At 64.1% G+C, this 22,928-nt stretch carries 29 protein-coding genes and 1 pseudogene; 20 read left to right on the top strand and 10 right to left on the bottom strand.

Annotated elements, in window-relative coordinates; all coding sequences use genetic code 11:
* Positions 1–18: 18 nt before the first annotated feature.
* Positions 19–453: a hypothetical protein gene (locus JNB89_RS01960; RefSeq protein ID WP_220361043.1), complete on the bottom strand. Its 435-nt coding sequence runs from the start codon at positions 451–453 to the stop codon at positions 19–21.
* A gap of 262 nt (positions 454–715) precedes the next feature.
* Between JNB89_RS01960 and JNB89_RS01955 the strand changes: the two genes are divergently transcribed.
* The gene (locus tag JNB89_RS01955; RefSeq protein ID WP_135891787.1) at positions 716–1,156 is read left to right on the top strand and encodes an Hsp20/alpha crystallin family protein; all 441 of its coding nucleotides are present in this window, start codon (positions 716–718) and stop codon (positions 1,154–1,156) included.
* Positions 1,157–1,179: 23 nt separating this feature from the next.
* Positions 1,180–1,587, top strand: coding sequence for an Hsp20/alpha crystallin family protein (locus JNB89_RS01950; protein WP_013341501.1), 408 nt, complete (start codon positions 1,180–1,182; stop codon positions 1,585–1,587).
* A gap of 87 nt (positions 1,588–1,674) precedes the next feature.
* Here JNB89_RS01950 and JNB89_RS01945 read toward each other — a convergent pair whose 3' ends face one another.
* A complete protein-coding gene (locus JNB89_RS01945; RefSeq protein WP_220361042.1) occupies positions 1,675–2,760 on the bottom strand; it encodes a glycosyltransferase family 4 protein in 1,086 nt (361 codons plus the stop codon).
* 110 nt (positions 2,761–2,870) lie between these two features.
* Positions 2,871–3,041, bottom strand: coding sequence for a hypothetical protein (locus JNB89_RS01940; RefSeq protein ID WP_220361041.1), 171 nt, complete (start codon positions 3,039–3,041; stop codon positions 2,871–2,873).
* Positions 3,042–3,239: 198 nt separating this feature from the next.
* Between JNB89_RS01940 and JNB89_RS01935 the strand changes: the two genes are divergently transcribed.
* From JNB89_RS01935 to JNB89_RS01915, 6 genes are all read left to right on the top strand, one after another.
* Positions 3,240–3,785: a DUF4142 domain-containing protein gene (locus JNB89_RS01935; RefSeq protein ID WP_013341498.1), complete on the top strand. Its 546-nt coding sequence runs from the start codon at positions 3,240–3,242 to the stop codon at positions 3,783–3,785.
* A 180-nt stretch (positions 3,786–3,965) separates the two neighbouring features.
* Complete coding sequence (locus JNB89_RS01930; RefSeq protein WP_167507825.1) at positions 3,966–4,118, top strand: DUF6496 domain-containing protein; 153 nt, start codon at positions 3,966–3,968, stop codon at positions 4,116–4,118.
* A gap of 42 nt (positions 4,119–4,160) precedes the next feature.
* On the top strand, positions 4,161–4,607 hold the full coding sequence (locus JNB89_RS01925) for a GFA family protein (protein WP_220361040.1): 447 nt from the start codon (positions 4,161–4,163) through the stop codon (positions 4,605–4,607).
* Positions 4,608–4,667: 60 nt separating this feature from the next.
* Positions 4,668–4,793, top strand: a complete 126-nt coding sequence (locus tag JNB89_RS31220; protein ID WP_006049380.1) for a hypothetical protein — start codon at positions 4,668–4,670, stop codon at positions 4,791–4,793.
* 167 nt (positions 4,794–4,960) lie between these two features.
* The gene (locus JNB89_RS01920) at positions 4,961–5,254 is read left to right on the top strand and encodes a DUF6723 family protein (protein ID WP_013341495.1); all 294 of its coding nucleotides are present in this window, start codon (positions 4,961–4,963) and stop codon (positions 5,252–5,254) included.
* Between the two features lie 60 nt (positions 5,255–5,314).
* The gene (locus JNB89_RS01915; RefSeq protein WP_220361039.1) at positions 5,315–5,911 is read left to right on the top strand and encodes a ParB/Srx family N-terminal domain-containing protein; all 597 of its coding nucleotides are present in this window, start codon (positions 5,315–5,317) and stop codon (positions 5,909–5,911) included.
* Positions 5,912–6,050: 139 nt separating this feature from the next.
* On the opposite strand, the gene JNB89_RS01910 is transcribed toward JNB89_RS01915, so the two are convergent.
* The 3 genes from JNB89_RS01910 to JNB89_RS01900 all read right to left on the bottom strand — a co-directional run bounded on the left by JNB89_RS01910 (position 6,051) and on the right by JNB89_RS01900 (position 9,111).
* The gene (locus JNB89_RS01910) at positions 6,051–6,590 is read right to left on the bottom strand and encodes a low affinity iron permease family protein (protein ID WP_013341493.1); all 540 of its coding nucleotides are present in this window, start codon (positions 6,588–6,590) and stop codon (positions 6,051–6,053) included.
* Positions 6,591–6,676: 86 nt separating this feature from the next.
* Positions 6,677–6,889 (bottom strand): FmdB family zinc ribbon protein, encoded by a 213-nt coding sequence (locus tag JNB89_RS01905; RefSeq protein ID WP_013341492.1) that lies wholly within the window; start codon positions 6,887–6,889, stop codon positions 6,677–6,679.
* Positions 6,890–6,945: 56 nt separating this feature from the next.
* Positions 6,946–9,111, bottom strand: coding sequence for a response regulator (locus JNB89_RS01900; RefSeq protein ID WP_220361038.1), 2,166 nt, complete (start codon positions 9,109–9,111; stop codon positions 6,946–6,948).
* A gap of 203 nt (positions 9,112–9,314) precedes the next feature.
* On the opposite strand from JNB89_RS01900, the gene JNB89_RS01895 reads away from it, so the two are divergent.
* Positions 9,315–9,533 carry a DUF2795 domain-containing protein gene (locus JNB89_RS01895; protein WP_220361037.1) on the top strand — a complete coding sequence of 73 codons (219 nt, stop codon included), beginning with the start codon at positions 9,315–9,317 and terminating at the stop codon, positions 9,531–9,533.
* Between the two features lie 145 nt (positions 9,534–9,678).
* Here the strand turns inward: JNB89_RS01895 and JNB89_RS01890 are convergent, their stop codons facing one another.
* Positions 9,679–10,098: a hypothetical protein gene (locus JNB89_RS01890; protein WP_220361036.1), complete on the bottom strand. Its 420-nt coding sequence runs from the start codon at positions 10,096–10,098 to the stop codon at positions 9,679–9,681.
* 147 nt (positions 10,099–10,245) lie between these two features.
* On the opposite strand from JNB89_RS01890, the gene JNB89_RS01885 reads away from it, so the two are divergent.
* Together JNB89_RS01885 and JNB89_RS01880 are read left to right on the top strand one after the other, a co-directional pair.
* Positions 10,246–10,611, top strand: coding sequence for a hypothetical protein (locus tag JNB89_RS01885; protein WP_223216668.1), 366 nt, complete (start codon positions 10,246–10,248; stop codon positions 10,609–10,611).
* A 42-nt stretch (positions 10,612–10,653) separates the two neighbouring features.
* Positions 10,654–11,178, top strand: a complete 525-nt coding sequence (locus JNB89_RS01880; protein WP_220361035.1) for a GNAT family N-acetyltransferase — start codon at positions 10,654–10,656, stop codon at positions 11,176–11,178.
* Between the two features lie 160 nt (positions 11,179–11,338).
* On the opposite strand, the gene JNB89_RS01875 is transcribed toward JNB89_RS01880, so the two are convergent.
* Positions 11,339–12,400: an alkene reductase gene (locus tag JNB89_RS01875; protein WP_135891797.1), complete on the bottom strand. Its 1,062-nt coding sequence runs from the start codon at positions 12,398–12,400 to the stop codon at positions 11,339–11,341.
* Positions 12,401–12,495: 95 nt separating this feature from the next.
* On the bottom strand, positions 12,496–12,813 hold the full coding sequence (locus tag JNB89_RS01870) for an ArsR/SmtB family transcription factor (RefSeq protein WP_013341485.1): 318 nt from the start codon (positions 12,811–12,813) through the stop codon (positions 12,496–12,498).
* 245 nt (positions 12,814–13,058) lie between these two features.
* On the opposite strand from JNB89_RS01870, the gene JNB89_RS01865 reads away from it, so the two are divergent.
* From JNB89_RS01865 to JNB89_RS01845, 5 genes are all read left to right on the top strand, one after another.
* Positions 13,059–14,261 carry an efflux RND transporter periplasmic adaptor subunit gene (locus tag JNB89_RS01865; RefSeq protein WP_220361034.1) on the top strand — a complete coding sequence of 401 codons (1,203 nt, stop codon included), beginning with the start codon at positions 13,059–13,061 and terminating at the stop codon, positions 14,259–14,261.
* 19 nt (positions 14,262–14,280) lie between these two features.
* The gene (locus tag JNB89_RS01860) at positions 14,281–14,985 is read left to right on the top strand and encodes an ABC transporter ATP-binding protein (protein WP_220361033.1); all 705 of its coding nucleotides are present in this window, start codon (positions 14,281–14,283) and stop codon (positions 14,983–14,985) included.
* Positions 14,986–15,006: 21 nt separating this feature from the next.
* On the top strand, positions 15,007–16,161 hold the full coding sequence (locus tag JNB89_RS01855) for an ABC transporter permease (RefSeq protein ID WP_220361032.1): 1,155 nt from the start codon (positions 15,007–15,009) through the stop codon (positions 16,159–16,161).
* 6 nt (positions 16,162–16,167) lie between these two features.
* Positions 16,168–17,334: an ABC transporter permease gene (locus JNB89_RS01850; RefSeq protein ID WP_220361031.1), complete on the top strand. Its 1,167-nt coding sequence runs from the start codon at positions 16,168–16,170 to the stop codon at positions 17,332–17,334.
* Positions 17,335–17,673: 339 nt separating this feature from the next.
* On the top strand, positions 17,674–18,924 hold the full coding sequence (locus JNB89_RS01845) for an MFS transporter (protein WP_220361030.1): 1,251 nt from the start codon (positions 17,674–17,676) through the stop codon (positions 18,922–18,924).
* 298 nt (positions 18,925–19,222) lie between these two features.
* On the opposite strand, the gene ald is transcribed toward JNB89_RS01845, so the two are convergent.
* Positions 19,223–20,341, bottom strand: a complete 1,119-nt coding sequence (gene ald, locus JNB89_RS01840; protein ID WP_220361029.1) for an alanine dehydrogenase — start codon at positions 20,339–20,341, stop codon at positions 19,223–19,225.
* A 494-nt stretch (positions 20,342–20,835) separates the two neighbouring features.
* On the opposite strand from ald, the gene JNB89_RS01835 reads away from it, so the two are divergent.
* The 4 genes and pseudogenes from JNB89_RS01835 to JNB89_RS01820 all read left to right on the top strand — a co-directional run bounded on the left by JNB89_RS01835 (position 20,836) and on the right by JNB89_RS01820 (position 22,891).
* Positions 20,836–21,156: a YXWGXW repeat-containing protein gene (locus tag JNB89_RS01835; RefSeq protein ID WP_220361028.1), complete on the top strand. Its 321-nt coding sequence runs from the start codon at positions 20,836–20,838 to the stop codon at positions 21,154–21,156.
* A gap of 240 nt (positions 21,157–21,396) precedes the next feature.
* A pseudogene (locus JNB89_RS01830) lies at positions 21,397–21,960 on the top strand (RNA polymerase sigma factor); the annotation flags it as partial.
* Complete coding sequence (locus tag JNB89_RS01825) at positions 21,957–22,373, top strand: hypothetical protein (RefSeq protein ID WP_220361027.1); 417 nt, start codon at positions 21,957–21,959, stop codon at positions 22,371–22,373. The pseudogene JNB89_RS01830 and the gene JNB89_RS01825, both read left to right, overlap by 4 nt.
* The gene (locus JNB89_RS01820; RefSeq protein ID WP_220361026.1) at positions 22,370–22,891 is read left to right on the top strand and encodes a periplasmic heavy metal sensor; all 522 of its coding nucleotides are present in this window, start codon (positions 22,370–22,372) and stop codon (positions 22,889–22,891) included. The genes JNB89_RS01825 and JNB89_RS01820 overlap by 4 nt, the downstream gene beginning before the upstream one ends.
* Positions 22,892–22,928 lie beyond the last annotated feature (37 nt).

Here is a 22,928-nt window from a genome sequence, read left to right as displayed (position 1 = left end):
CGCGCAAAGCGTCAGACATCAGCGCGTGAGCGCGTCCGCGTCCAGGTGCGCGGACAGCGCGTCACCGGTGCGCCGGATCGGCGGCAATCCGCTTATCTTTTCGGCCAGCATCCGCTCGTACACGCCGAAGTGCAGATCCACTTCCTCCTGCGTGACCACCGTCACGAAGATGCGCACCTGCGCGGGCAGCAGGCCCAGCACGGTGGCAATGGCTGACTCCAGTTGCGGGGCGCACAGCCGGTCTTCCGCGAAGGTCGTGCCCACCGATATGTCGTACGATTTTTCCTCTCGCACTGCAACATCGACGAGGCGTGCGCGGGCGCTCATGTTGTTCTCGATGGCAATGCGTATCACGTCGACGGCGGTGCGCATGCTCTCGGTAGGGAACCCTCCTGGGGAGCGCAGACACACGCGATGCCGCCCGAGCGTGAGCCAGTCTGAATCGAATTCCATGCCTTTTCTCCGACACTTTGATCTCGCACGACTATGTGGTTTCGCTACTGTTTTTCAAGGCCGAAAATTTGCGCGGAGGGGTCTTGAAATCGTCGTGCGCGGATTTATTTTAGATTCCGCTCAGTGAGTTTCGATCAGGCAGACACGCCTTTTCAGGCGGCGCGCTGCGTGTTCGATTGTCTGTCAGCGGGTGCGGGCAGGTGGAGTGGAGCGCGTAGTTCGTTCGCCTGCTCGCCCCGGCACTACCGAGGAGGAAACGATCATGAGTGACCTTTACTTCGCGACCGACCTGTTCAGCCAGTTTGATCGTCTGCAGCAGCAGATGTCCGCGCTGTTCGGCGGTTTTCCGTCGAGCATCCGCTCGAGCCGCCTGTCGGCATTTCCGCAAATCAATATCGGCACCACGGACGACTCCATAGAGATCGTCGCGTTCGCGCCGGGCATCGATCCCTCGCAACTCGAGGTGTCGATCGACAAAGGTTTGCTGACTATTGCCGGCGAACGCAAACGCGTCGCGCCGGAGGCCGACGAGTCCACGCGTCAGTACGCTCAGGAGCGGTTCACCGGCTCTTTCCGCCGCGTGATCGAACTGCCGCAGCAAGCGGACCCGGACAAGGTCGAGGCGCGCTACAACAACGGCTGCCTTTCGATTAGCGTGGGCAAGCGCGAATCGTCCAAACCTCGCGCAATCACCATCCAATGATCTCACTGATGATGGAGCGAATCATGAACGATACGACCGAAGTGGTGCAAAAGGAGCAGCAACCCGTGGCGCGTACCGAACGCGAACAGGCCGAACCGCGCACGACGCTCACGCCGCCCGTCGACGTGATCGAGAATGCGCACGGCGTCACCTTGTGGGCGGACTTGCCCGGTGTGTCGAAAGAGAAGCTGGAAGTGCGCGTGCACGACGGCAACCTGCACATAGAGGCCGAAGCGAGCGTGCCGACGCGCGCCGGCTTGCGTCTGCAGCACGCGGAAATCCGCGCACCGCATTTCTCCCGGTCATTTACGCTGGGTGCAGAATTCGACACGTCGAAAATCGAAGCGAACCTGCAGGACGGCGTGCTGAAGCTCGTCATTCCGCGACGCGAAGAAGCGCGCCCGCGCCGAATTGAAGTGAACGTCGGCTAAGGGCGGCCGGGCTGAGTGTGGCCGTTCTGCTCATTGTGCGGATGCCACGGCCCCAACGCGGGGCCGTGGCATTCGTCGGGCGGGCACTCAGCCGAATACCTGTGCGTTTGCATCGCTGTCCGATGCGGGCACGGCAGTGCGCGAGCCCGCGATCAGGCGCTGGTACACGCGCAGATAGTCGTCGGCCATGCGTGCTGCGGTAAAGCGCGTTTCGAAAGCTCGCCGGCAGCGCGCGCGATCTATTGTGCCGATTTGCGCCACCGCTTTTACGGCCTCTTGCACGTCATTCACGATAAAACCGCTGACGCTGTGTTCAAGCACTTCCGGCACGGCGCCGCGTCCGAATGCGACGACGGGCGTGCCGCATGCCATCGCCTCGATCATCACCATGCCGAACGGTTCGGCCCATTCCACTGGAAATAGCAGCGCGCGTGCATTGGCGATCAGTTCTTTGCGCAGTGTTCCGCCCACTTCGCCCAGATAGTCGGTGAAGTCGCGCGAACGCTCGAGCAAGGGTTCGATCTGCTGTGCGAAGTATTCGCGCTCGCCCGGGTGGACCTTACCGGCCATCTTCAACGGAAGGCCGGCGCGCTTCGCGATTTCTACCGCAAGGTCCGGCCGCTTGCCGGGCATCAGACGGCCGAGAAACAGCAGATAGTCGCCCGGCAGCGGCTGGAATTGAAACTCGTCGGTCGGCAGACCGTGATGGATGGTCGCCTGCCAGTTCGCAGACGGCACCGGTTTGCGCTGATCGTCCGAAATCGATACGAGCGGCGCCGAGCTGAACTCGCGAAAAAGCGGCCCATGATCCATCGGCAACAACTGTCCGTGCAGTGTGGTGAGCGACTTGCAGGGCAGCGAACGGGTGAGCGGAAAATGCAGCGGATCGCCGTGAAAATGCACGACGTCGAACTCATGCGCGAGATCCGCGACGCGCGCAAGCTGCCGCACGTGATGCGTGAGAGTGTCCCACACGGCGCTGTCGCGCCATAGTCCGCGCTCGCAAATCGGCACGAGCCGCGCGCGGGTTGTCGAGTCGGCCGTGGCGAACAGCGTGAGCTCGTGGCCCCGTCGAACGAGTTCTTCGGTCAGGTAGGAAACCACGCGCTCGGTGGCGCCGTAGGCAAAAGGCGGAACGCTTTCGTACAAAGGTGCGACTTGAGCGATTCTCACAGGCGGTCGGGACATGAGGGTGGATGAAAGCCGCGTCCGCGATCGCGGTCGAACGTGGGCGCGGCCAGCTCGGCAGGTTTTCGGACCTGCATTTATTCACTCCTCTTTCTTCATTTGTCTTTCTTCACTTCGGACAGGTCGCTTTCCTTCACTTCGGCTTGCCGGACGGTGGTGCCGTCATCGCCGGTTTCGGACACGTCGGTTTCAAACGTTGCTTCGCCGGATTCGTCGGCACTTCCGTTTTGCGCGGACTCGGCAGGATCGTTCGGTTTGGTCGCCATTGCATTCTCCTTGAGTTGGGTTGGAAGGTAACGGCATTCAGCAAGGGCCGGTCCCGAAAGAGCCCGTCGCGACAGCGGTGCGCATGAAAAAAACTTCCGCGTTTTGCGCAGCGCGGCATGCGGGTTGCTGCACAAGCAGTGTCGCAACGAACATTGCGCCACTTTGGCTACCCCCTTCGAACAACAGAGAGGAAACGCATGAAGAAGATGACAGTAATTGCAGTAGCGTGCGGTTGTTTCAGCCTGGTTCCGGTCGCTGCGAACGCGCAGACCGAAGCTGCCTCCACGACCGCCGCCAATCCCCTTGCGCAGGTGGACAAAGACTTCGTTCAGGCGGCCTCGATGTCCTCGTCGACGGAAATCGACGCGTCGAAACTCGCGACCAGCAATTCCAGCGACAAGGACGTGAAGTCGTTTGCGCATCACATGATGCTCGACCACACCAAGCTGACCGTTCAACTGAAGATGGCTGCGCCGCACGGCGTGGAAGTGCCGAAGGACAATTCGGACACGAGTGTGCTCGACGCACTCAAGCCGTTGAAGGGCAAGCAGTTCGACCAGATGTACATCCAGAAGGTCGCACTCGAGGGTCACAAGAAGACCATTGCCGCCTTCGAAAAGGAAATTGCAGAGGGGCAGAACGCCAAGCTCAAGGAGGCCGCGCAGAAGGCGTTGCCGACGATCAAGGAGCACTATCAACGCGCCCAGCAACTGGCCTCGAAAAAGGGCGTCTCCGAACAGTAAGCCGCGGCCCCGGCGCCGTCCCGCACGCAGCCGCGCTCTGATGCGGCAGCGCTGCGGCATGCGGGCGACGCGTTCGCCTCGCAGCACGCCACGTGGCACGTGGCGTGCTGCGTTTCAATGGCAGCGGTGGACAAGCCCCGGCTGCGTTCTGATCAACGCCTCGACTGACAGGAGAAGATCATGCCGTTGAAAAGAGGAACATCCAAAGAAACCGTATCGCGCAACATCAAGACCGAAACGAAACACGGCAAGCCGCATAAACAGGCGGTGGCCATCGCGCTGAATCAGGCCCGCAAATCGGGTGCAAAAATTCCGAAGAAGAGCGAAAAGTGACACGCTGGGGCGACGTCGCAACATCGGACTGGAGGGCGCGGCATGAGTACTGAAAGCGCTGCGGGCAGAGCGGGAGAAGCGGGCGGAGCGGCCGAAGCGCCCGAACAGACGGGCGGCTGCGCATGCAAGGCGGTGCGGTTTCGGGTCAAGGCACAGCCGCGGCGAGTGTCGCTTTGTCATTGCATGACCTGCCGCCGCATCCACGGCAGCGCATTTGGCGCCTATGCGATGTTCGCGCGCGACGCTGTGGAGTTCTCCGGTCCCGTCCAGGTGTGGCAAAGCTCTGCTGAAGGACGGCGCTACTTTTGCCCCACGTGCGGTTCGGTGGCCTTCATGGAATACGTGGGCAGCGACGAACTGGACGTGCCGCTCGGCGCTTTCGACAACGTCGGCCTCTACGAGCCCACGTACGAACTGTGGTGCTGCCGCAAGGAACCGTGGCTGCCGCAAGGCGTGCGAACCGAATACGAGCAGGACAGTCCCGAGTAAGGCGCGATGCGGCATAGGGCTGCGTCAATGCGAGTACTTCTGGAAAACCAAGGAGCTGACATGAGCGATCCGAAGCAATCCAACACACAACCTGGCAATCCGAAGAATGCGGGCAAGCAGAGCGGCCAGCAACAGCAGAATCAGCAGAAGACGCCGCAGCACCAGGGCGGGCAGCGTCAGCCCTGATTCGCCGCTGACGGTGTGACGGGCGTGCGGGTCCAGACGACCGGGCCCGCCTGAAGGGAAAGAGCGCGGCGCGCAGTGGATGCGCGCCGTGTCCGCATCTGCGCCATCGCCATGCGTTTGTTCGCAACGCCCCTAACCAGTCGACGATAGCAATTGCAGGGATTGAGATGGTGAGAAGGAAGTTGCACTTTCAGAATACTTCGCTGCGAGCCCATGCATCGCCAGCCGGTATTCCTGCCACCGCAGACGATTACAGGATCTACCCGACCTATCGACGCACCGCGACCGGCACATTTACCGGCGATCTGAAGGTCGTGCGGACCACGGACGACCGTGTGATATTCCCGTATGACGGCGCGCCCGTCATCGGCCCGTTCGAAACGGCGCTGGAAGCACGCGAAGCTGCCGCCCGCAAGGGCGCCGAGTTGGTCGAGGCCGATTTGCTGAACCCCGAGCCGTGAGTTTTGCAACGCACGCAGCGAGTTCGGCGCGCATAACGACATGCAGCATGGGAGGGATCGATGAATACGCTGGAGATCGAGCGCTTGCGTCCAACGCAAGTCACGCACGGAATGCGCGAGGTGAGGGAGAAGACGCACGCCTATCAATCGCTGTCCGGGCACGATCTGGAAATGGCCATTGCTGAGAAGCCGATTCCGGTTGTTCTTGGGCCGGGCGGCGAGGCATTTGCGACCGACCATCATCACGTTGCTGCGGCGCTCTGGCATGTCGATATCAAGTCGGTGCCGTTCGTGCTGGTGAGGGATCTGTCCACCTGCTCGCAGGCCGAATTCTGGCTCGCGCTCGAAAACAATCGTTGGACGTTTCCGTACGATCAACACGGCCAGCGCGTGCCGTTCACGGACATGCCGCGGCACGTGTGGGACATGATCGACGATGAGTTTCGCAGCCTCGCCGCTGCCGTGCGCGACGCCGGCGGCTATCGCAAGACGAATGTGCCGTTGGCGGAATTCCGTTGGGCGGACCTGTTTCGCAAGATGCTGCCGCCTCCGTCGAACGACGCGGAGTACAAGGCGCTGGTGGGACGGGCGATGGAGCTGGCAAAGAGCGAAGCGGCGCTCGGGCTGCCCGGGTATGTGGGTTCCGAAGGAAACTAGCGGATCGCAGGCCACGAAGCCTGCAATCCGCGCTACACCATCATCACAACAAGAGCCAGGACCCAGGTCACGGCTCTCATCTCCTCTCAAATCGCCGCTGAAATCCCGGCTGAACACAGGGCCGAAACCGCCACCGAACTCACGCCCCTTCGTTCTCCGTGGCGTTGCGCTTTCCCTTGTCGGGCGCGGGCTTTTCCACGCAGGCATCGACGTCGACACTTTCCCTGCCGTGCGCGCCGACGCGGCTTGCGAGCCGCAGGTAAGCCGCCGCGAGCCGCCGCAGGTCGTCTTCGGATGCGTCTTCGATACCGATCAACTGGTTGTTCGCCGCGCGATGCGAGGCAAGCAGTTCGTTGAGCTTCAGATGCATCGCGACGCTGTCCTTGTTCTGACTTTGCTGGATCAGAAAGACCATTAGAAACGTAATGATCGTCGTGCCGGTGTTGATAACCAGTTGCCACGCATCGGAATAGTGGAAGAGCGGCCCAGTCACGCCCCAGACGATCACGGTGATGATCGCGAGACCGAAGGCGATGGGCGAACCGGCAACCCGCGTGACCGAACTGGCGAAGGCGTCGAAGGCGCGCGTGACGGGATTGCTGGCGGCGTAGGCGGGGCTCGACGTCGGCGGAACGGTCTCCATGCTGTCGGAGCTCGAGCGCGCTTCTGCTGATCTCATTCTATTTCTCCCGGAATTGCTCTATACAACTCCGGTAGCACGCTTCGTGCCGAACGCCGGTGCGCGAAGGTGACGCTGCCCCTCTATCAGCAGCAGGAGCACCCGCGGTGCCGCATGCCGTAACTGCCGGTCTCCTCGCTCGCCTGCGCTGTGCCGCCGCCAAGCGAGGGGGCGCCGATCACCACCCGCGCGGCCTCATTTCCGCATTGCGGGCAGGGCGCGGGTTCATCGCGCTCGGCAATGCGGCGAACCGTTTCGAAGTGGCCGCATTCGGCACATGTGTAGTCGTAAACTGGCATGGTGTGAACAGTAAGGCGAAAAATTTCGGGCCGATAGCCGCGCGCACAGCGCTAGTTTAGTCGACGTCGGTCTGCGATTGCTCGAGCTTCGAGCGCACGCGTTGCGCGAGTACTTCGGGAGAAAACGGCTTTCGGATCACTTCCATGTCGGCGAGCGCATCGCCCGGCGCGTAACCGGTGACCAGAATCACCGGCATCCACGAATAGCGCTGTCGCACCGACTCCGCGACCTGACGGCCGTTCAATGCGCCGGGCAGGGCGACGTCGCTGATGAGCAGATCGAAGCGGGCTCCCGCATGCAGCAGACGCAGCGCGGCCGCGCCGCTGTCCGCTTCGAGCACACGGTAGCCCAGTTCCCGCAATTGCTCGGCAGTGACTTCGCGGACAATCTCTTCGTCCTCCACCAGCATGATGGTTTTCGCGGGGGCATTGTGCTCGTCTTCGACGTCTTCGCGCTGCACCGACGCGGGCATGCACAGGCGCACGGTCGTCCCTTTGCCGAGCGCCGTTTCCATCTGCACGATGCCGCCGGACTGTCTGACGAAGCCGTAGATCTGACTCAAGCCCAGGCCGACGCCTTGGCCTGAGGGTTTCGTCGTAAAGAACGGCTCGAACGCATGCTCCATGACCTTCGGCGACATGCCGGTGCCGGTGTCGGACACGGCGATGCAGCAGTAACGGCCAGGCCGCGCGTCCTCGAAGTCGGCCACCTCGGCTTCGCCCAGGATGACCTCGCTCGTGGTGATGGTGAGCCAGCCGCCTTCGGGCATGGCATCGCGAGCGTTCACGCACAGATTGACGAGCGCGCTTTCCATCTGGTTCGGGTCGCATTGCACGAGCCACATGCCGTCGCCGAGCTTCAGTTCGACGTTGATGCCGGAGCCCACCACGCGGCGGATCATGTCTTCCATGTCGTGCGCGATCGCATCGAGGCTGACGAGCCGCGGCTCCAGCGTCTGCTGGCGGCCGAACGCGAGCAGACGGTGCGTGAGCGTCGCTGCGTGCACCGCGCCTTTTTCAGCGCGTTCCACCAGCGTCACGACGTCGGTGGGCCGGCCCTGTTGCAGGCGCACGCGAATCAGGCTCAGCGCACTCATGATTGCCTGCAGCATGTTGTTGAAATCGTGCGCGATGCCGCCGGTGAGCTGCCCGATCGCCTTCAGTTTTTCGCTGTGACGCAGGCGTTCTTCCGCACGCGAACGTTCGCGGGTCTCCTGATGCAGCGTATCCAGGGCCCGCTGCAATTCGGCCGTGCGCTCGGAAACGCGTCTTTCGAGCTCCTCGCCGCTGCGCTCCAGCGCTTCGCGTATGCGCGCCTGGTCCTCGACATCCGTGGAGGTCCCGAGCCACGTCACCGTGCGTCCTTCCGGGCGCACCGGCCGCGCGCGGGTCTGGAACCAGCGGTACGCGCCATCGGCGCGGCGTATGCGGTGCTCAACCGCATATTCGCCCTTGACCTCGCCGGTGCTCCACGCGATCATCGTCGCGTCGCGGTCGTCGGGGTGGATCGCATCGAGCCATCCGATTCCACGGCTGATGCGCTCGGTGAGGCCGGTGTATTCGATCCATTGGGGGCTGTCCCAGGTGCGCTCGCCGCTGCTCGTGCAGGTGAAGACGAGTTGCGGGATCTGCGTGGCCAGCATGCGGTAGCGCTCTTCGCTTTCGCGCAGCCAGGTGGCGTGTTTGCGCGTTTCCGCCGCGATTCTGAGCCGTTCGACGGCTGCGGCGAGCAGGTTCGCATAGGAGCGCAGAAATTCGATGTCGACGTCGTTGAAGTCGCGCGGCGCGCGGCTGTCCACCTGCAGCACGCCATACGCGGGCCGGTCCTTGCCGCCGAGAATCACCACGTTGATGAGCGCTTTCACCCCTGCATCCACGATGAACTGCGAATAGCGGAAGCGTTTCTCGAGGGCGATGTCGGGCGACATGGCGGGTTTGCCGGTTTGCAGCGCATAGCCTTCGGAGGAGCCGCGTTCCGCGCGCGCCGTCGCTTTGCCGACAATGCCCGGCGGCCAGCCGACGCCCGCGCGCACGAGGAGCGTCATCCGGTCCTTCTGCAGTTCCATCACCTTCGCCATGTCTGTTTGCAGCGCTTCGGCCACGAGTCGGCAGGCTTCGATGAGTATTTCGTCCAGATCGTCGGAGCGCAGCGCGAGTTCGCCGAACCGCGCCAGAATAGCTTGCTGGTTGACAAGTATCGCTTCGCGGTCCGCAGTGCTCACGGCAAGGTTCCTTTGCTTGCTGACAAAGATGAAAGTGGGCCGCTCTCGTTGCAGCGGCCCGTTGAGACGTTACGAGCCAGATTCATTCCTGCTATCGCAAAGAAGTGCGGCACAGCCAGGCTTGGCCGCAACGCGAGCGGACCGCGAGGAACGCGCGATGCTGCACCGTCTGCCACCCGATGGCGAACCTCAAGGAGATGCACATGGCGTCCAATTCGAATTCGAACGGCGGACAGATCCGCAAATTCATCGATGTCCAGAAGGCGCTCAAAGGCGCGTCGTATCCTGCGGACAAGGCAAGCTTGCTGGATACCGCAAAAGGCAACGGCGCGGATGACGAAGTGCTCGACGCGCTCGAACGCCTGCCGGAGCAGGAGTACGGCAGTCCCGCGGAAGTGTCGAAGGGAGTGGGCAACGAGTGACGCGCGGCGGGCGCGGCGCATCATTCGCGGCGCGCCCGCTGTCAAATCTGCAAGCGACGGAAGTAACTACAGACTGAGTTAGTTCGTAGGCGCCGCCCTCCCGGCACGACTGGCGTGCTTGCCGAGGTGTTCGCTGCGCGCCTGTTCAGAGCGCTGCAAGCATCACCGACAAGGTGCCCGATTCGTTCTGCACGCCTGCGTCCAGGTTCACTGCGCCAGGCGTTTCGGTTTCGATCGCTCGCAGCAGGCGCGGCGTGAAAGAGGCGCCAAAGCGTGCAATCAGCGCTTCGCGCTCGGAGTCGTCGGCACGGGCGAGCTTGCGCAACTCTTCGAGCGGCAAGCCGACGAACAGATTGAGCGGGTAGGGCGGCACGTCCTTATCGGCTGCGTCTGGAGCGGACGTGTCCGGCGCCGGCGCGCGAAGACGCAAGCCCGGCTGCAGGTGCGCCGCGAGTTCTGCCGTTACTTCGTAGTCCGGTGCGAAGTTCAGCGAGGTCTTCGCCTCGCTCTCCAGAAAGGGCGCGACGCCGTTAAGGCGCGCAAGTTCTTCGTCGCTAAGCAGCATGATGGTTCTCCGCGTGGTCGTTCCTGACGAGACCTGGATGACAGCAAAGAACTTGCCGGGGGCCTGTGCGGGCTCGTGCGCGCGTCGCCAGGCATAGGCGATGCTGATCCATACTGATACGGCGCCGGGATTCGCGCAGAAGTTCACGTGAGCCCTCGCGCCGTCGCTCTCGCCGACAACGACGCAGATACTGGTATCTGCGCCGACCCCGACGAACCCAGGCCGCGCCTCGCGCCGGCAAACCAGACAGGTGCAACCATGCATTGGAAGATAAAGAGCGCGCTCCTGGCCGTGTCCATCGCTGCATTGACAACGGGTATGTCAGCCTGCAAGAAGGTGGACGACACCAGCAAGGACACCACCAGTTCCGCGAGCAGTGGCGTAATGAGCAATTCGGCCGGCGCGAACGGCACGAGCGGCGAGAGCGACGCAGCCAGGCGCGCGAGCGATGCGGCTGCGGGCGCTTCCGGCCAGGCGGGCGGCGCCGCGTCCGCTGCTTCGGCGAGTCAGTAGCATGGCGTCGCAAGTGTCCGGCATTTCGGGCAAACTGTGCGCATGCAACCAGTCGACGTTACCTTTCGCCTTGCCGCGCCACATGAGGTCGAAACTATCCGCTTGATCGAATTCGAAGCGGGCGCGCGCTTCGCGAGCGTCGGGATGGCGGGCATTGCCGATGCGCCGCCCATGAGCGTTGCGCTTGTCGCGCGCAAGATTGCGGCGCAGGAGATCATCGTGGCGGTGGATGGCGACGACGTCTGTGCCGGATTCGTGATGTTCGAGCCGCAAGCCGAGCGCATCTATGTTCAGGAGCTCGACGTGCTGACCTCGCACGCGGGGCGACGCATCGGCGCGGCGCTCATCGACGAAGTCGCCAGACTCGCGCGCTCGCGCAAGCTCCTGCAACTGGTGTTATCCACGTATCGCGAAGTGCCGTGGAATGCGCCGTATTACCGGCGGCTTGGCTTTCGCGATATAGCGGAAGCGGAACTCGACCCGGCGCTGGTCGCGCGCCGTAATGCCCATATCGCGCGAGGTCTGGACGAGTCGCGACGCGTATTCATGCGCCGCGATCTCGTCTGACGCGACTCGCTGACCGGGCACGGCGCAACCCGCAACGCGCAACGCATGAGACAAGCGCGCTGCGCGCCGCAGCAAAAAAAATGCGGCGGGCGCCGCCGCACCAATGTGCCGACGACGCCCGCCGCTTTTTACTGCATGCCGGCAGCAGCGTGCGGTGCGCTTATTCCACCGTTTCGAGTGCCGGATAATCGACGTAGCCGGCTTCGCCACGTGCGTAGAAAGTGGCGGGATTGGGCTTGTTCAACGGCGCGTTCAATGCGAAGCGGCGCACGAGGTCCGGATTCGCAATGAACAGCTGGCCCCAGGCCACCGCGTCTGCCTCGCCGGCGTCGAGCACCTGCTGCGCGGTTTCTTTCGTGAACTTCTCGTTCGCGATGTACGGGCCGCCGAATTCCTTCTTCAACTGCGGGCCCAGACGGTCTTCACCCAGCGCTTCGCGCGCGGCGATAAAAGCGATCTTGCGCTTGCCGAGTTCGCGAGCCACGTAGCCGAAGGTGGCCGCCGGGTTGGAGTCGCCCATGTCATGCGCGTCGCGGCGCGGTGCGAGGTGCACGCCAACGCGCTGTGCGCCCCACACGTCGATGCACGCGTCGGTGACTTCGAGCAGCAGGCGCGCGCGATTCTCAATCGGGCCGCCGTAGGCGTCGGTACGCTTGTTGGTGCTGTCCTGCAGGAACTGATCGAGCAGATAGCCGTTCGCGCCGTGCACTTCGACGCCGTCGAAACCCGCTGCTTTCGCGTTTTCCGCGCCTTTGCGGAACGCCTGCACGATGCCGGCGATCTCGTCGAGCTCAAGCGCGCGCGGCGTCACATACGGACGCTCCGGGCGCACAAGGCTCACGTGGCCTTTCGCGGCGATTGCGCTCGGCGCGACGGGCAGTTCACCGTCCAGGAACAGCGGATCGGAGATGCGGCCGACATGCCACAGTTGCAGGAAGATCTTGCCGCCCGCGGCGTGCACTGCATTCGTCACGAGCTTCCAGCCTTCCACCTGTTCCTGCGACCAGATACCGGGCGTTTCGGCATATCCCACGCCTTGCGGCGTAACGGAGGTCGCTTCGCTGATGATGAGGCCAGCCGTGGCACGCTCGGCGTAGTACTTCGCCATCAGCGCGTTCGGCACGCGGATTTCCTCGGCGCGCTGGCGCGTGAGCGGCGCCATGATGATGCGGTTCGGCAACGTAAGGTCGCCAATTTGCAGCGGATCGAAAAGAGTCGGCATAAGTGTTCACCTTTGACCGGGGCGTGGACGCCGTGGGCCTGAAAATTGTTGCGAGACAACGGGACGTGCGAAGGGAAGTGGCGATGCAGGACGGCTCAGAGCTTTGAGTTCATATGCTCGAGGAACGCCTGAATGACGGGCTCGTTGCGTTTGAAGAACACCCATTGCCCCACCCGCTTGGACGTGACCAGTCCCGCGCGCTGCAACGCCGCGAGATGGGCCGACACGGTGGACTGCGAGAGCCCGCAGCGCGCGTCGATCTTGCCCGCGCATACGCCATGGTCGAGCGGGAGTTCCTGATCGGCGAAATGCGCATGTGGCTCGCGCAGCCAGCCAAGAATCTCGCGCCTGACCGGGTTGGCGAGCGCCTTGTGGATCGCGTCGATGTCGGGCGCGATGGGGGTTCGTTTCATTCGTCAACTACCGTCATGCTGTTCAACGGACAGACTCGCGGCGACTTGCCGCCCGATGTCTGCATCGCTACTGAACGAAGTATATATCGGAATTTGACGATATGCATGGAGGCACTACTTGCGGTGGGGTAATGATCTATCGCGCGCGAGGGTTTGCACGCGAGCCGCGGCGCTATACTGGGTGCCCCATCTATAGTGCGAGTAGCCGGGCAGCGCGAGCGTCGCCCTGGCGAACCGATAAAAAATTGGCTGAACACGATCTCAAAAAACTCAGGATCGACCGTGCGCCCGTGACCGCGCGCCGTCGGCGCAACTGGACCGGCTACGGGGTGGCCGCATTGGTCCTCGTGGGCGCGCTCGTGGCCGGCTTGCGCTTCGCCAGCCCGCGCACCGTGCAAACCACCTCCGTCGTCTCCGCTTATCCGTCGCAGAGCTACACGCTGCTGAACGCGACGGGCTACGTCGTGCCGCAACGCAAGGCGGCCGTGGCGTCGAAGGCGCAGGGGCGGCTCGAATGGCTCGGGGTGCTCGAAGGCACGCGGGTGAAAAAAGACGAAGTGATCGCGAGGCTGGAAAGCGCGGATGTGGAGGCGTCGCTCGCGCAGGCAAAGGCGCAGGTGAAGGTCGCGCAAGCGAACCTCGCGCTGCAGGTTGCCGAGCTGAAAAACGCCGAACTCAACCTGCGCCGCTCCGCGGTTCTGGTGCCGGGCGGCGCGATGCCAGCAACCCAGTACGACGCCGATCTCGCACGCTACGACAAGGCGAAGGCATCCATCGACAACAGCCGCGCGGCCATTGTGTCCGCGCAGGCGAACGCGCAGGCGGCGCAGGTCGCGGTCGATCAGACCGTGATTCGCGCGCCGTTCAACGGCGTCGTAATCGAAAAGCATGCGAACGTCGGCGACAACATCACGCCGTTTTCCCAGGCGTCGGACAGCAAAGGGGCCGTCGTCACCATTGCCGACATGGACACGCTCGAAGTTGAGGCGGACGTGGCGGAGGCGAACATCGCGAAGATCGCCGTCGACGCACCGTGCGAGATCCAGCTCGACGCGCTGCCCGAGCTGCGCCTTGCGGGCCGCGTATCGCGCATCGTGCCGACCGTCGACCGCTCGAAGGCGACGGTGCTCGTCAAAGTGCGCTTCGTCGATCGCGACGCACGCGTGCTGCCGGACATGAGCGCAAAGATCGCCTTCCTGTCGAAGCCGGTGCCGCCGCAGGACCGCCGACCCGTCGTCGCCGCGCAGCCGGCTGCCGTGGTTCAGCGCGACGGACGCAGCGTCGTTTTCGTCATCAAGGACGAGACCGTGCATCAGGTGCCGGTCACGACGGGCGCGAAACTCGGCGACCTGATCGCGCTCGACGGCGTGCATGCGGGAGATCTGCTCGTGCGTGCGCCCGACGCGCAGTTGAAGGACGGCGCCAACGTCAACGTGGCGAAGCCATAACGTGAGCGGGCAGCAACCTATGAACCGCGCGAATGGCGCTGCGCCGCTCGTCGAGATCTTGCATCTGGTGAAGTCGTACCGGCGCGGCGCGCAGATTGTGCCCGTGCTGTCCGACATCACGCTCTCCATTAGTGAAGGCGACTTCATCGCATTGATGGGGCCGTCGGGATCGGGCAAGAGCACGCTGCTGAACCTGATTGCGGGCATCGACCGGCCCGATGGCGGCGTGCTGCGCGTGGGCGGGCTCGACATCACGCAACTGTCCGAAGCGGCGCTGGCCGAATGGCGTGCGGCCAACGTCGGCTTCATCTTCCAGTTCTACAACCTGATGCCCGTGCTGACGGCGTTCGAAAATATCGAGTTGCCGCTGATGCTCACAAGGCTCACGCGCAAGGAGCGGCGCGAGCGCGTGGAGCTGGTGCTGGAGATGGTCAATCTCGCGAACCGGGCGCATCATTACCCTTCGGAGCTGTCGGGCGGACAGCAGCAGCGAGTTGCGATTGGGCGCGCATTGATCACCGACCCGACGCTGATTGTCGCCGACGAACCAACGGGCGATCTCGATCGCGCATCGGCGGAAGAAGTGCTCGCGATGCTGCAACGTCTGAACCGCGAATTGGGCAAGACCATCATCATGGTCACACACGACGCGAATGCAGCAGGTGCCGCAAATGCGCTCGTGCATCTGGACAAAGGGGAGCTGTCAGATGGCAACACGAGCTGACCAGCGCGACGGCGGCACGCCATGCACGCGCTGAAGCTGATTACCCGCAACGCGCTGCGCCACAAGCTGCGCACTGCGTTGACGGTGCTCGGGCTGACGATCGCGGTGCTCGCATATGGGCTCCTCAATACGGTAGTCGACGCGTGGTATGCGGGCGCCGCGGCCGCTTCGAACGCGCGGCTCGTCACGCGTAATGCCATTTCGCTGTCGTTCTCTTTGCCGCTCAGCTACGAGAACCGCATTCGCGGCGTGGAAGGCGTGACGCTGGTTGCGCGCTCGAGCTGGTTCGGCGGCGTGTATCGCGAGCCGAAGAACTTTTTCGCGCAGTTCGCCGTGTCGGACAATTATCTGGACCTCTATCCCGAGCTGGTTGTGCCCGCTCAGCAGCGCAGCGATTACCAGCGCGACCGCAAGGGCTGTCTGGTCGGCCGGCAACTGGCAACGCAGTTCGGCTTCAAGGTCGGCGACGTCATCCCTATCAAAGGCACGATCTATCCGGGCACCTGGGAGTTCGTCGTGCGCGGCATCATGGAGGGCCGCGACGAATCGACGATCACGCGGCAACTCATTTTCCACTGGGACTATCTGAACGAATCGGTGCGCAAGATGCCTGGGCGGCGCGCGGATCAGGTCGGGGTTTACGTGCTGGGCATCGAGGCTCCCGAGGAAGCCGCCGCGATCTCGCGCAACGTCGACGACGTGTTCAGGAATTCCCTCGCCGAAACGCTGACGGAAACCGAGCAGGCGTTCCAGCTAGGTTTTGTTGCGATGTCGAATCAGATTATCGCGGCCATTCGCGTGGTGTCGTATGTGGTGATCGTCATCATCATGGCCGTGATGGCAAATGCAATGGCAATGAGCGCGCGCGAGCGTACCGTGGAATACGCGACGCTCAAGGCGCTCGGCTTCGGCCCGGGCTTTCTCGCGCTCCTCATGTTCGGCGAGTCGTTGACGCTGTGCATTGCGGGCGGCGGGCTCGGCATGCTGCTGACGCCGCCCGCCGCCAGCATCTTCCGGCAGGCAACCGGCGGTGTATTCCCGGTCTTTCACGTGTCGCGCGAGACGATGCTGTTGCAGGCCGCGTGTGCGGGTGTCGTCGGCGTGGCGGCGGCGATCATTCCGGCCATCCAGGCGGCGCGCGTGCGGATCGTCGAGGGCCTGCGGGCTATCGGGTAGCGCATCATGGCCATTCCGCTTTCCTATATTGCTCGCAACCTGTGGACCCGTCGCCTGACGACGGCGCTCACGGCCGGCGGACTCGCGCTCGTGGTATTCGTGTTCTCGACGGTGCTGATGCTCGACGCGGGCCTGAAGAAAACGCTCGTCTCGACGGGCGAAGAGAACAACGTCGTCGTGATCCGCAAGGGCGCGGAGACAGAGGTGCAGAGCGCGATCGACCGCAATCAGGCCAATGTGATCGAGATGCATCCCGCCGTCGCGGTCGGCGGCGACGGCCGAAGGCTTGCGTCGAAAGAGTCCGTCGTGCTGATCTCGCTCGCGAAAATCGGCTCGGGCAAGCCGTCGAACGTGGTGATACGCGGTGTGTCGCAGGCCGGCATCGGCTTGCGGCCCCAGGTACGGCTCGCAGCGGGACGCCTCTTCACGCCTGGCTCGTCGGAGATCGTGGTGGGCAGCAGCATTGCGAAAGGCTTTGCGGGCACGCAGCCTGGCGAGCACTTGCGTTTCGCGCAGCGCGAGTGGACCGTGGTGGGCACCTTCGACGCGGGCGGCAGCGGGTTCGACTCGGAGATCTGGGGCGATGCGGACCAGTTGATGCAGGCGTTTCGCCGGACCAGTTATTCGTCAATGGTCGTGCGCCTTGCGCAAGGCGATCAGTTCGAGCGCTTCAAAAGCGATATCGACGTCGACCCGCGCCTCGCCGACGAAGCGAAACGCGAGCGAACCTTCTACAGCGACCAGTCGAGGGCGCTGTCGACGTTTCTCAACATACTCGGCTTCACGTTGTCGGCCATCTTTTCTATTGCCGCGATGATCGGCGCGATGATCACGATGTACGCGTCCGTCGCGAATCGCGTGGCGGAGATCGGCACCTTGCGCGCGCTCGGCTTCAAGCGCGCGAACGTGCTCGCCGCGTTTCTCGTCGAAGCGATGCTGCTTGGGCTCGTCGGCGGACTGACGGGGCTTGGTTGCGCAGCGTTCATGCAGTTCGCGTCTTTCTCGACAACCAATTTTCAGACCTTCGCGGACCTGTCGTTCCGCTTCATCCTGACGCCCGCCATTGTCGGGAAGACATTGGCGTTCTCGGTGACAATGGGTCTCGTCGGCGGCTTTCTGCCCGCGCTGCGCGCATCGCGCATGAATATCGTCGACGCGTTGCGCGCGCGGTGATCGCACGCCGCGAAGGGCATGAGAATTGCCGCGAGCCCGTGCCAGGTCGAGCGCAAGCCGCCAGAACGTGGCATGCCTCTGCGTGCGGGATACGGGCGAGGTGGCCGGGATCGGTGACGGTTGCCCGGTGCGCAACGCGTTTGCCGCATACAATGCCGAGACGAACAAGGCCCGCTTTGGGCGGCCCGCTTTCACCGTCTATTGATGAAATCTTCCGAAACTCCTGCACACGCCCGGCACGATACGTCCGTCACCCCTGCGTCGCCGCAACGAGACCGCGAGTCTGCGCACCCTGTCGCGAACGCGGAGGCGAACGCCGAGGCGAACGGGAACCCGAACATGAACGCGAACACAAACACGAACGCCAGGGCGACGCCCGCTGCGGCGCACGACTCGCGCGGACGCAGCATTGCGCTTGCGGCCAGCCTCGCGTTGATCGCCTTCTCGCTGCGCACGCCGATTACTAGCGTCGGCCCGATACTGGTCGAAGCAGTGCGCGCGACCAATCTTTCGCGCACCGGCGCGAGCATTCTGACGACATTGCCGTCGCTGTGCTTCGGTCTGTTCGGACCGCTTGCGCCCATGCTGGCACGACGCCTTGGCAGCGAGCGCGCGCTGCTGGCGCTGCTCGTGCTGCTCACTGCCGGCACTGCGCTGCGAATCGTTCCCGCATGGCCGGTGTTGTACATCGGACAGATCGTGGCCTGTTTCGCGATCGGCTTGATGAACGTGCTGATGCCGGGCGTCGTGAAGCGCGACTTTCCGCACCATGTCGCGCTGATGACCGGAATCTACAGCGCCGCGATGTGCGCGGGCGCCGCTGCGGCCGCGGCCGCCACGGTGCCGGCCGCCAATGCGCTGGCGCATGTTCTGGGCGGCGCGGGCGGGAACGCGTGGGCGTGGGCACTTGCGCTATGGGCGTTGCCGGTCGGCCTCGCGACGCTGGTGTGGGGCGTGCAGCTGCCGGCCAAAACCACGCAGGCAGGAAAACGCGTGCACGTGGTTCGTGGCCTGTGGCGCGATCCGCTGGCGTGGAAGGTCACGTTGTTCATGGGCTCGCAATCGTCGCTGGCGTATATCGTGTTCGGCTGGCTACCGACGGTGCTTCGCACGCGCGGCATGAGCGCTGTCGACGCCGGCTTCATGCTGTCGATAAGCGTGGTGACGCAGGCTGTGGCGTCGCTATTGCTGCCATTTCTGCTCGCGCGGCTGCGCGACCAGCGCATGGTGAACGTGAGCGCGCTGCTGTTGACCGGCGTGGGGCTGATGGGCTGTTTCTTCGCGCCGCTTTCGACCGTCTGGGTTTGGGCACTGCTTCTCGGCATGGCGCAAGGTGCGTCGTTCACACTTGCGCTCACCGTGATCGGCTTGCGTTCGTATGACTCGCACGTGGCCGCGCAACTGTCCAGCATGGCGCAGGGAATCGGCTATCTGATCGCATCTTGCGGACCGTTCATCGCCGGCTCGCTGCTCCATGCAACCGGCTCGCTCAATAGCCTGGCCGCGCTGTGCGGCGGCGTGGGCGCCGTGTCAGCATGGTTCGGTTATGCGGCCGGACGGCCGGAGCACGTCAAGGCGCACGTCGAGTAGCAGGCTAGATCGGGCCGCCGTGACGCGCGGCGGCGCGTTCCTGCTCGACGCGTGCCGTGACTTCGCGGACCCGGCAACCGAGCCGCACGCATTGCCGTTTGCATCGACCACTAGCGCAAAGGTCATTTCTACATACAGCTTGCGGCCTTCCTTGTGCATTGCGCTCGTCAACGTTGCGCGGCCGTGGGTCTTTGTGACACCGCTGGCCATGGCCGCTCCGAAACCGCGCCAGTGTGCGGCGCGCAAACGTTCGGGAATGATCAGGTCGAGATTGCGGCCCAGCGCCTAGCGCCGCCGCTCACATCGCCATGACGGATTCCGGCGATTCCCACATGTAATCGAGTGCCTCGGCCACTTCGCGGCAGGTCACTTTGCCGAACGCGACGTTCAGCCCGTTGCGCAGATGCGGGTCGTCCTGCAACGCCTTGCGCCAGCCTTTGTCTGCAATCTGCAGCGCGAACGGCAAGGTCGCGTTGTTCAGCGCGTAGGTCGACGTGCGCGGCACGCCGCCTGGCATGTTGGCGACGCAGTAGTGCACGACGTCGTCCACCATGTAAGTCGGCTCGGCATGCGTGGTTGCTCTTGCCGTCTCGCAGCAGCCGCCCTGGTCGATCGCAACGTCGACAATCGCGGCGCCGGGCTGCATTGCCTGCACCATCTGTCGCGTAACGAGTTTCGGCGCGGCCGCGCCGGGAATCAGCACCCCGCCGATCACGAGATCGGCTTCGAGCACGTGTTTCTCCACATTGTCCTGATTCGAAAACACGGTCATCACGCGCGCGCCGAACTGGCGGTCCATGCGCCGCAGCGCCTCGAGGTTGCGGTCGATCACCACGACCTGCGCACCGGTGCCTACGGCAATCTGCGCCGCATTCGAGCCGACCACGCCTGCGCCGAGAATGACGATTTTCGCCGATGGCACGCCCGCGACCCCGCCCAGCAGAATTCCCTTGCCGCCATGCGCGCGCTCCAGGCAGAACGCGCCGGCCTGGATCGACATGCGGCCCGCCACCTCGGACATGGGCGCGAGCAGCGGCAACCCGCCGGCGGCCTGAGTGACGGTTTCATAGGCAATGCAGACCGCGTTGCTCTGCACGAGATCGGCGCATTGCTGCGGGTCGGGCGCGAGGTGCAGATAAGTGAACAGGATCTGGCCGTCGCGCAACATGGCGCGCTCGCCCGCCTGCGGCTCCTTTACCTTGACGATCAGCTCGGCTATAGCGAACACGTCTTGCGCGCGCGCCGCGATCTTCGCGCCGGCCTTTTCATAGACCGCGTCCGATGCGCCAATGCCGTTGCCGGCGCCTGTCTCGACGGTGACCGTGTGCCCGTGCGCCACCATTTCCCGGACCGACGACGGTGTCAGTCCCACACGGTATTCGTGGTTTTTTATTTCCTTCGGAACGCCAACGCGCATGTCATCCTCCAGTCGCCGATAAGCCGCCCGGTGATTCTTTTGATGCGGTGCCGCAAGTGCAGTCAGTGCGACTCGGGCCGCGATCGCCTGGCTCGTCGGGCCACGTGTCGTGCCTCGCGCGGACAACCCGGCGCGCGGCTTTCTTGAATCAGCATACGCCCGATCGGCGGGCACCGCTTAGCGCGGGCATCCAGGTCATTAGATCGAGTGCAGGGTTGGCGATCGGTTCGTCAGCGATCATAGCGGTGCACGTGCCCAGCTTCGCATGCACGCGCCTGCGCACTTGTCGATGTCCACGCAGCCGCACGCAACATGCGATGACGCCAACACCGGCGTCACGCCGCACCATACAGTTCGATGACTTTGTCTGTCGTTTGTCTGTCGTTTGCCTCATGGCTCTTTTTGTGCAAAACCAGCGACGGATTTGCCGCGCTACCGCGTTCAAGAAGAAACGAAGCCGCATCGCGCTTCGGTATCGAATGGGAGAAACCAGCATGACATCGACAAAATCGCTTCGCATCGGCAGCTTGATGCTCGTCGCCGCATTGGCCTGCACGGCCGCGCTGAGTTCGTCGCCCGCGTCCGCGCAGGCCGTGATCGTCGCGCCGATGGCACCGCCGCCGCCGCGCGTGGAGGTCGTGCCGGCGCCGCGCGCGGGGTACGTGTGGGATCAGGGCCGCTGGCGTTGGCATCATGGCCGTTATGTGTGGGTACCCGGCCACTGGCAGGTGGTGCGGCCCGGCTATCACTGGGTGCCCGGACATTGGGTGCAGCGCGGGCCGAACTGGCGCTGGGTCGAAGGTCATTGGGCATAAAGGCGTTGCATAACCAGCCGGACATCGTTCATGAAAACACTTGTGATCCTGCTGCTCGCGGCGACGCTGGCGGGCTGTGTGGTGTACCCGGCGCGGCCGGTCTACTATCGTCCGGCGGTGGTCGTGTATTGAGCCTCACCTGCCGACTGCCGCGCGCATCTATCTACCGTTGCGCGTGCAACGAACCTGCGAGGTTGAAGCCGACGTGAATCGCATCGAACGTGGCCCGGGGAGCGCTGTGCCTTGAGCGAACGCGACCCCGACGCGGAGTTGCTCGAGCAGGTCGGCCGCCGTGATGCGGCCGCCGTGCGCACGCTCGTCGCGCGCAAGCTGCCGCGTTTGCTGGCATTTGCCACGCGCATGCTGGGCGATCGTATGGAAGCGGAAGACGTCGCGCAGGAGGTGTTCGTGCGCATCTGGAAACACGCGGCGCGTTGGCGCGAAGGCGAGGCAAAGTTCGACACGTGGATACATCGTGTTGCGCTCAATCTTTGCTATGACCGTCTGCGCGGCCGCCGCGAACAGGTTCGCGACGAGTTGCCCGACGAAATCGACCCGGCCGCCTTGCCGGATGCGCGGCTCGAAGCGCGCTCGCGCGACGCGCGCATTCGCGAGGCGCTTGCCGCTCTGCCGGTACGGCAGCGCGAGGCGCTGGTGCTGTGCTACTACCAGGAGATGTCCAACATCGACGCCGCTGCGTTGATGGGCATCACCGTCGATGCGCTGGAAAGTCTGCTGGCCCGCGCGCGTCGCAATCTGCGCGCTCAACTGGCCGACAGCGGCCTTAGCAAGGACAAGCCATGACGCCCGAAAGATTCCATCAGATCGTAGAAGCCTATGGTGCCGATCCACGACGCTGGCCCGAGGAAGAGCGGGCGGCGGGGCAGGCGTGGGCGCAGACGCATCGTCAGCAGGCCGACGCGTGGCTCGCGCAAGCGGCCGGGCTCGACGCGTGGCTCGCGGCGGACAGACTCGCGCCGCCGGACGCGGCGTTGCAGCGCCGTATCGTTGCGAGCGCACCAGTACGCCGGCCGCATGTGCAGCGGCGCGCCTGGTGGTGGTCGGGTGCGGCGGTCGCGGGTGTTGGATTGCTGGGCGGCGTGGCCGGGGCTTTGGCCGTATCGCTCTTCGTGCTGAGCGAAGCGGTCCCGCCCGTGCACGACTCTTACCTGACGTCGAGCTTCGGTGGGGCGTCCGCCGATTGGAGTGGCGAATGAACAGCCGGGCCTGGAAAATTGTGCTTGTGGTTTCGCTCGTCCTGAATGTCTTTCTGCTAGGTGCGATTGCTGGCGGCGCTTACCGTTGGTATGCGGCTCGCGAGGCCGCCGCTCCGCTCAGTGCCCAGCAGCGAGCCTTGCGCTTTGCCGCTCAGACGCTCTCCCCCGAGCGGCAAAAGGCATTTGCGGACAGCCTGAAGAACGGTCGCCGCGACGGCCGCGAGTTTGCGCGCGAGGCGCGCGAAGGACGCCGCGAGGTCTTGCGTCTGCTCGCCGCGCCGCAACTGGACCGCTCGGCGCTCGACGCCGCGCTGGCTCGCACCCGCGCGGCCGACAGCGAGCTGCGCGCCAAGGTGGAGGGCAATGTCGCGGATTTCGCTGCGACGTTGTCGCCGCAGGAGCGGATCGAGTTCGCGGAGAGCCTGCGCTTGCGCGGGCAGTGGCGCGAACCGCAGGCGAACCCGAAAAGCGCCGGGCCGGCGAACCCCGCGTCTTTGAATGCGGCTTCGGGCCACTGAAAAAATGTCTAACGGTGGCGACGGATCGGGTAGCGCC

Origin of the sequence: Paraburkholderia phenoliruptrix (genome assembly GCF_019511605.1) — a bacterium.
GTDB lineage: Bacteria > Pseudomonadota > Gammaproteobacteria > Burkholderiales > Burkholderiaceae > Paraburkholderia > Paraburkholderia phenoliruptrix_A.
Note: the sequence above shows the minus strand (reverse complement) of the source record. Positions and strands in the feature narration are given on the sequence as shown.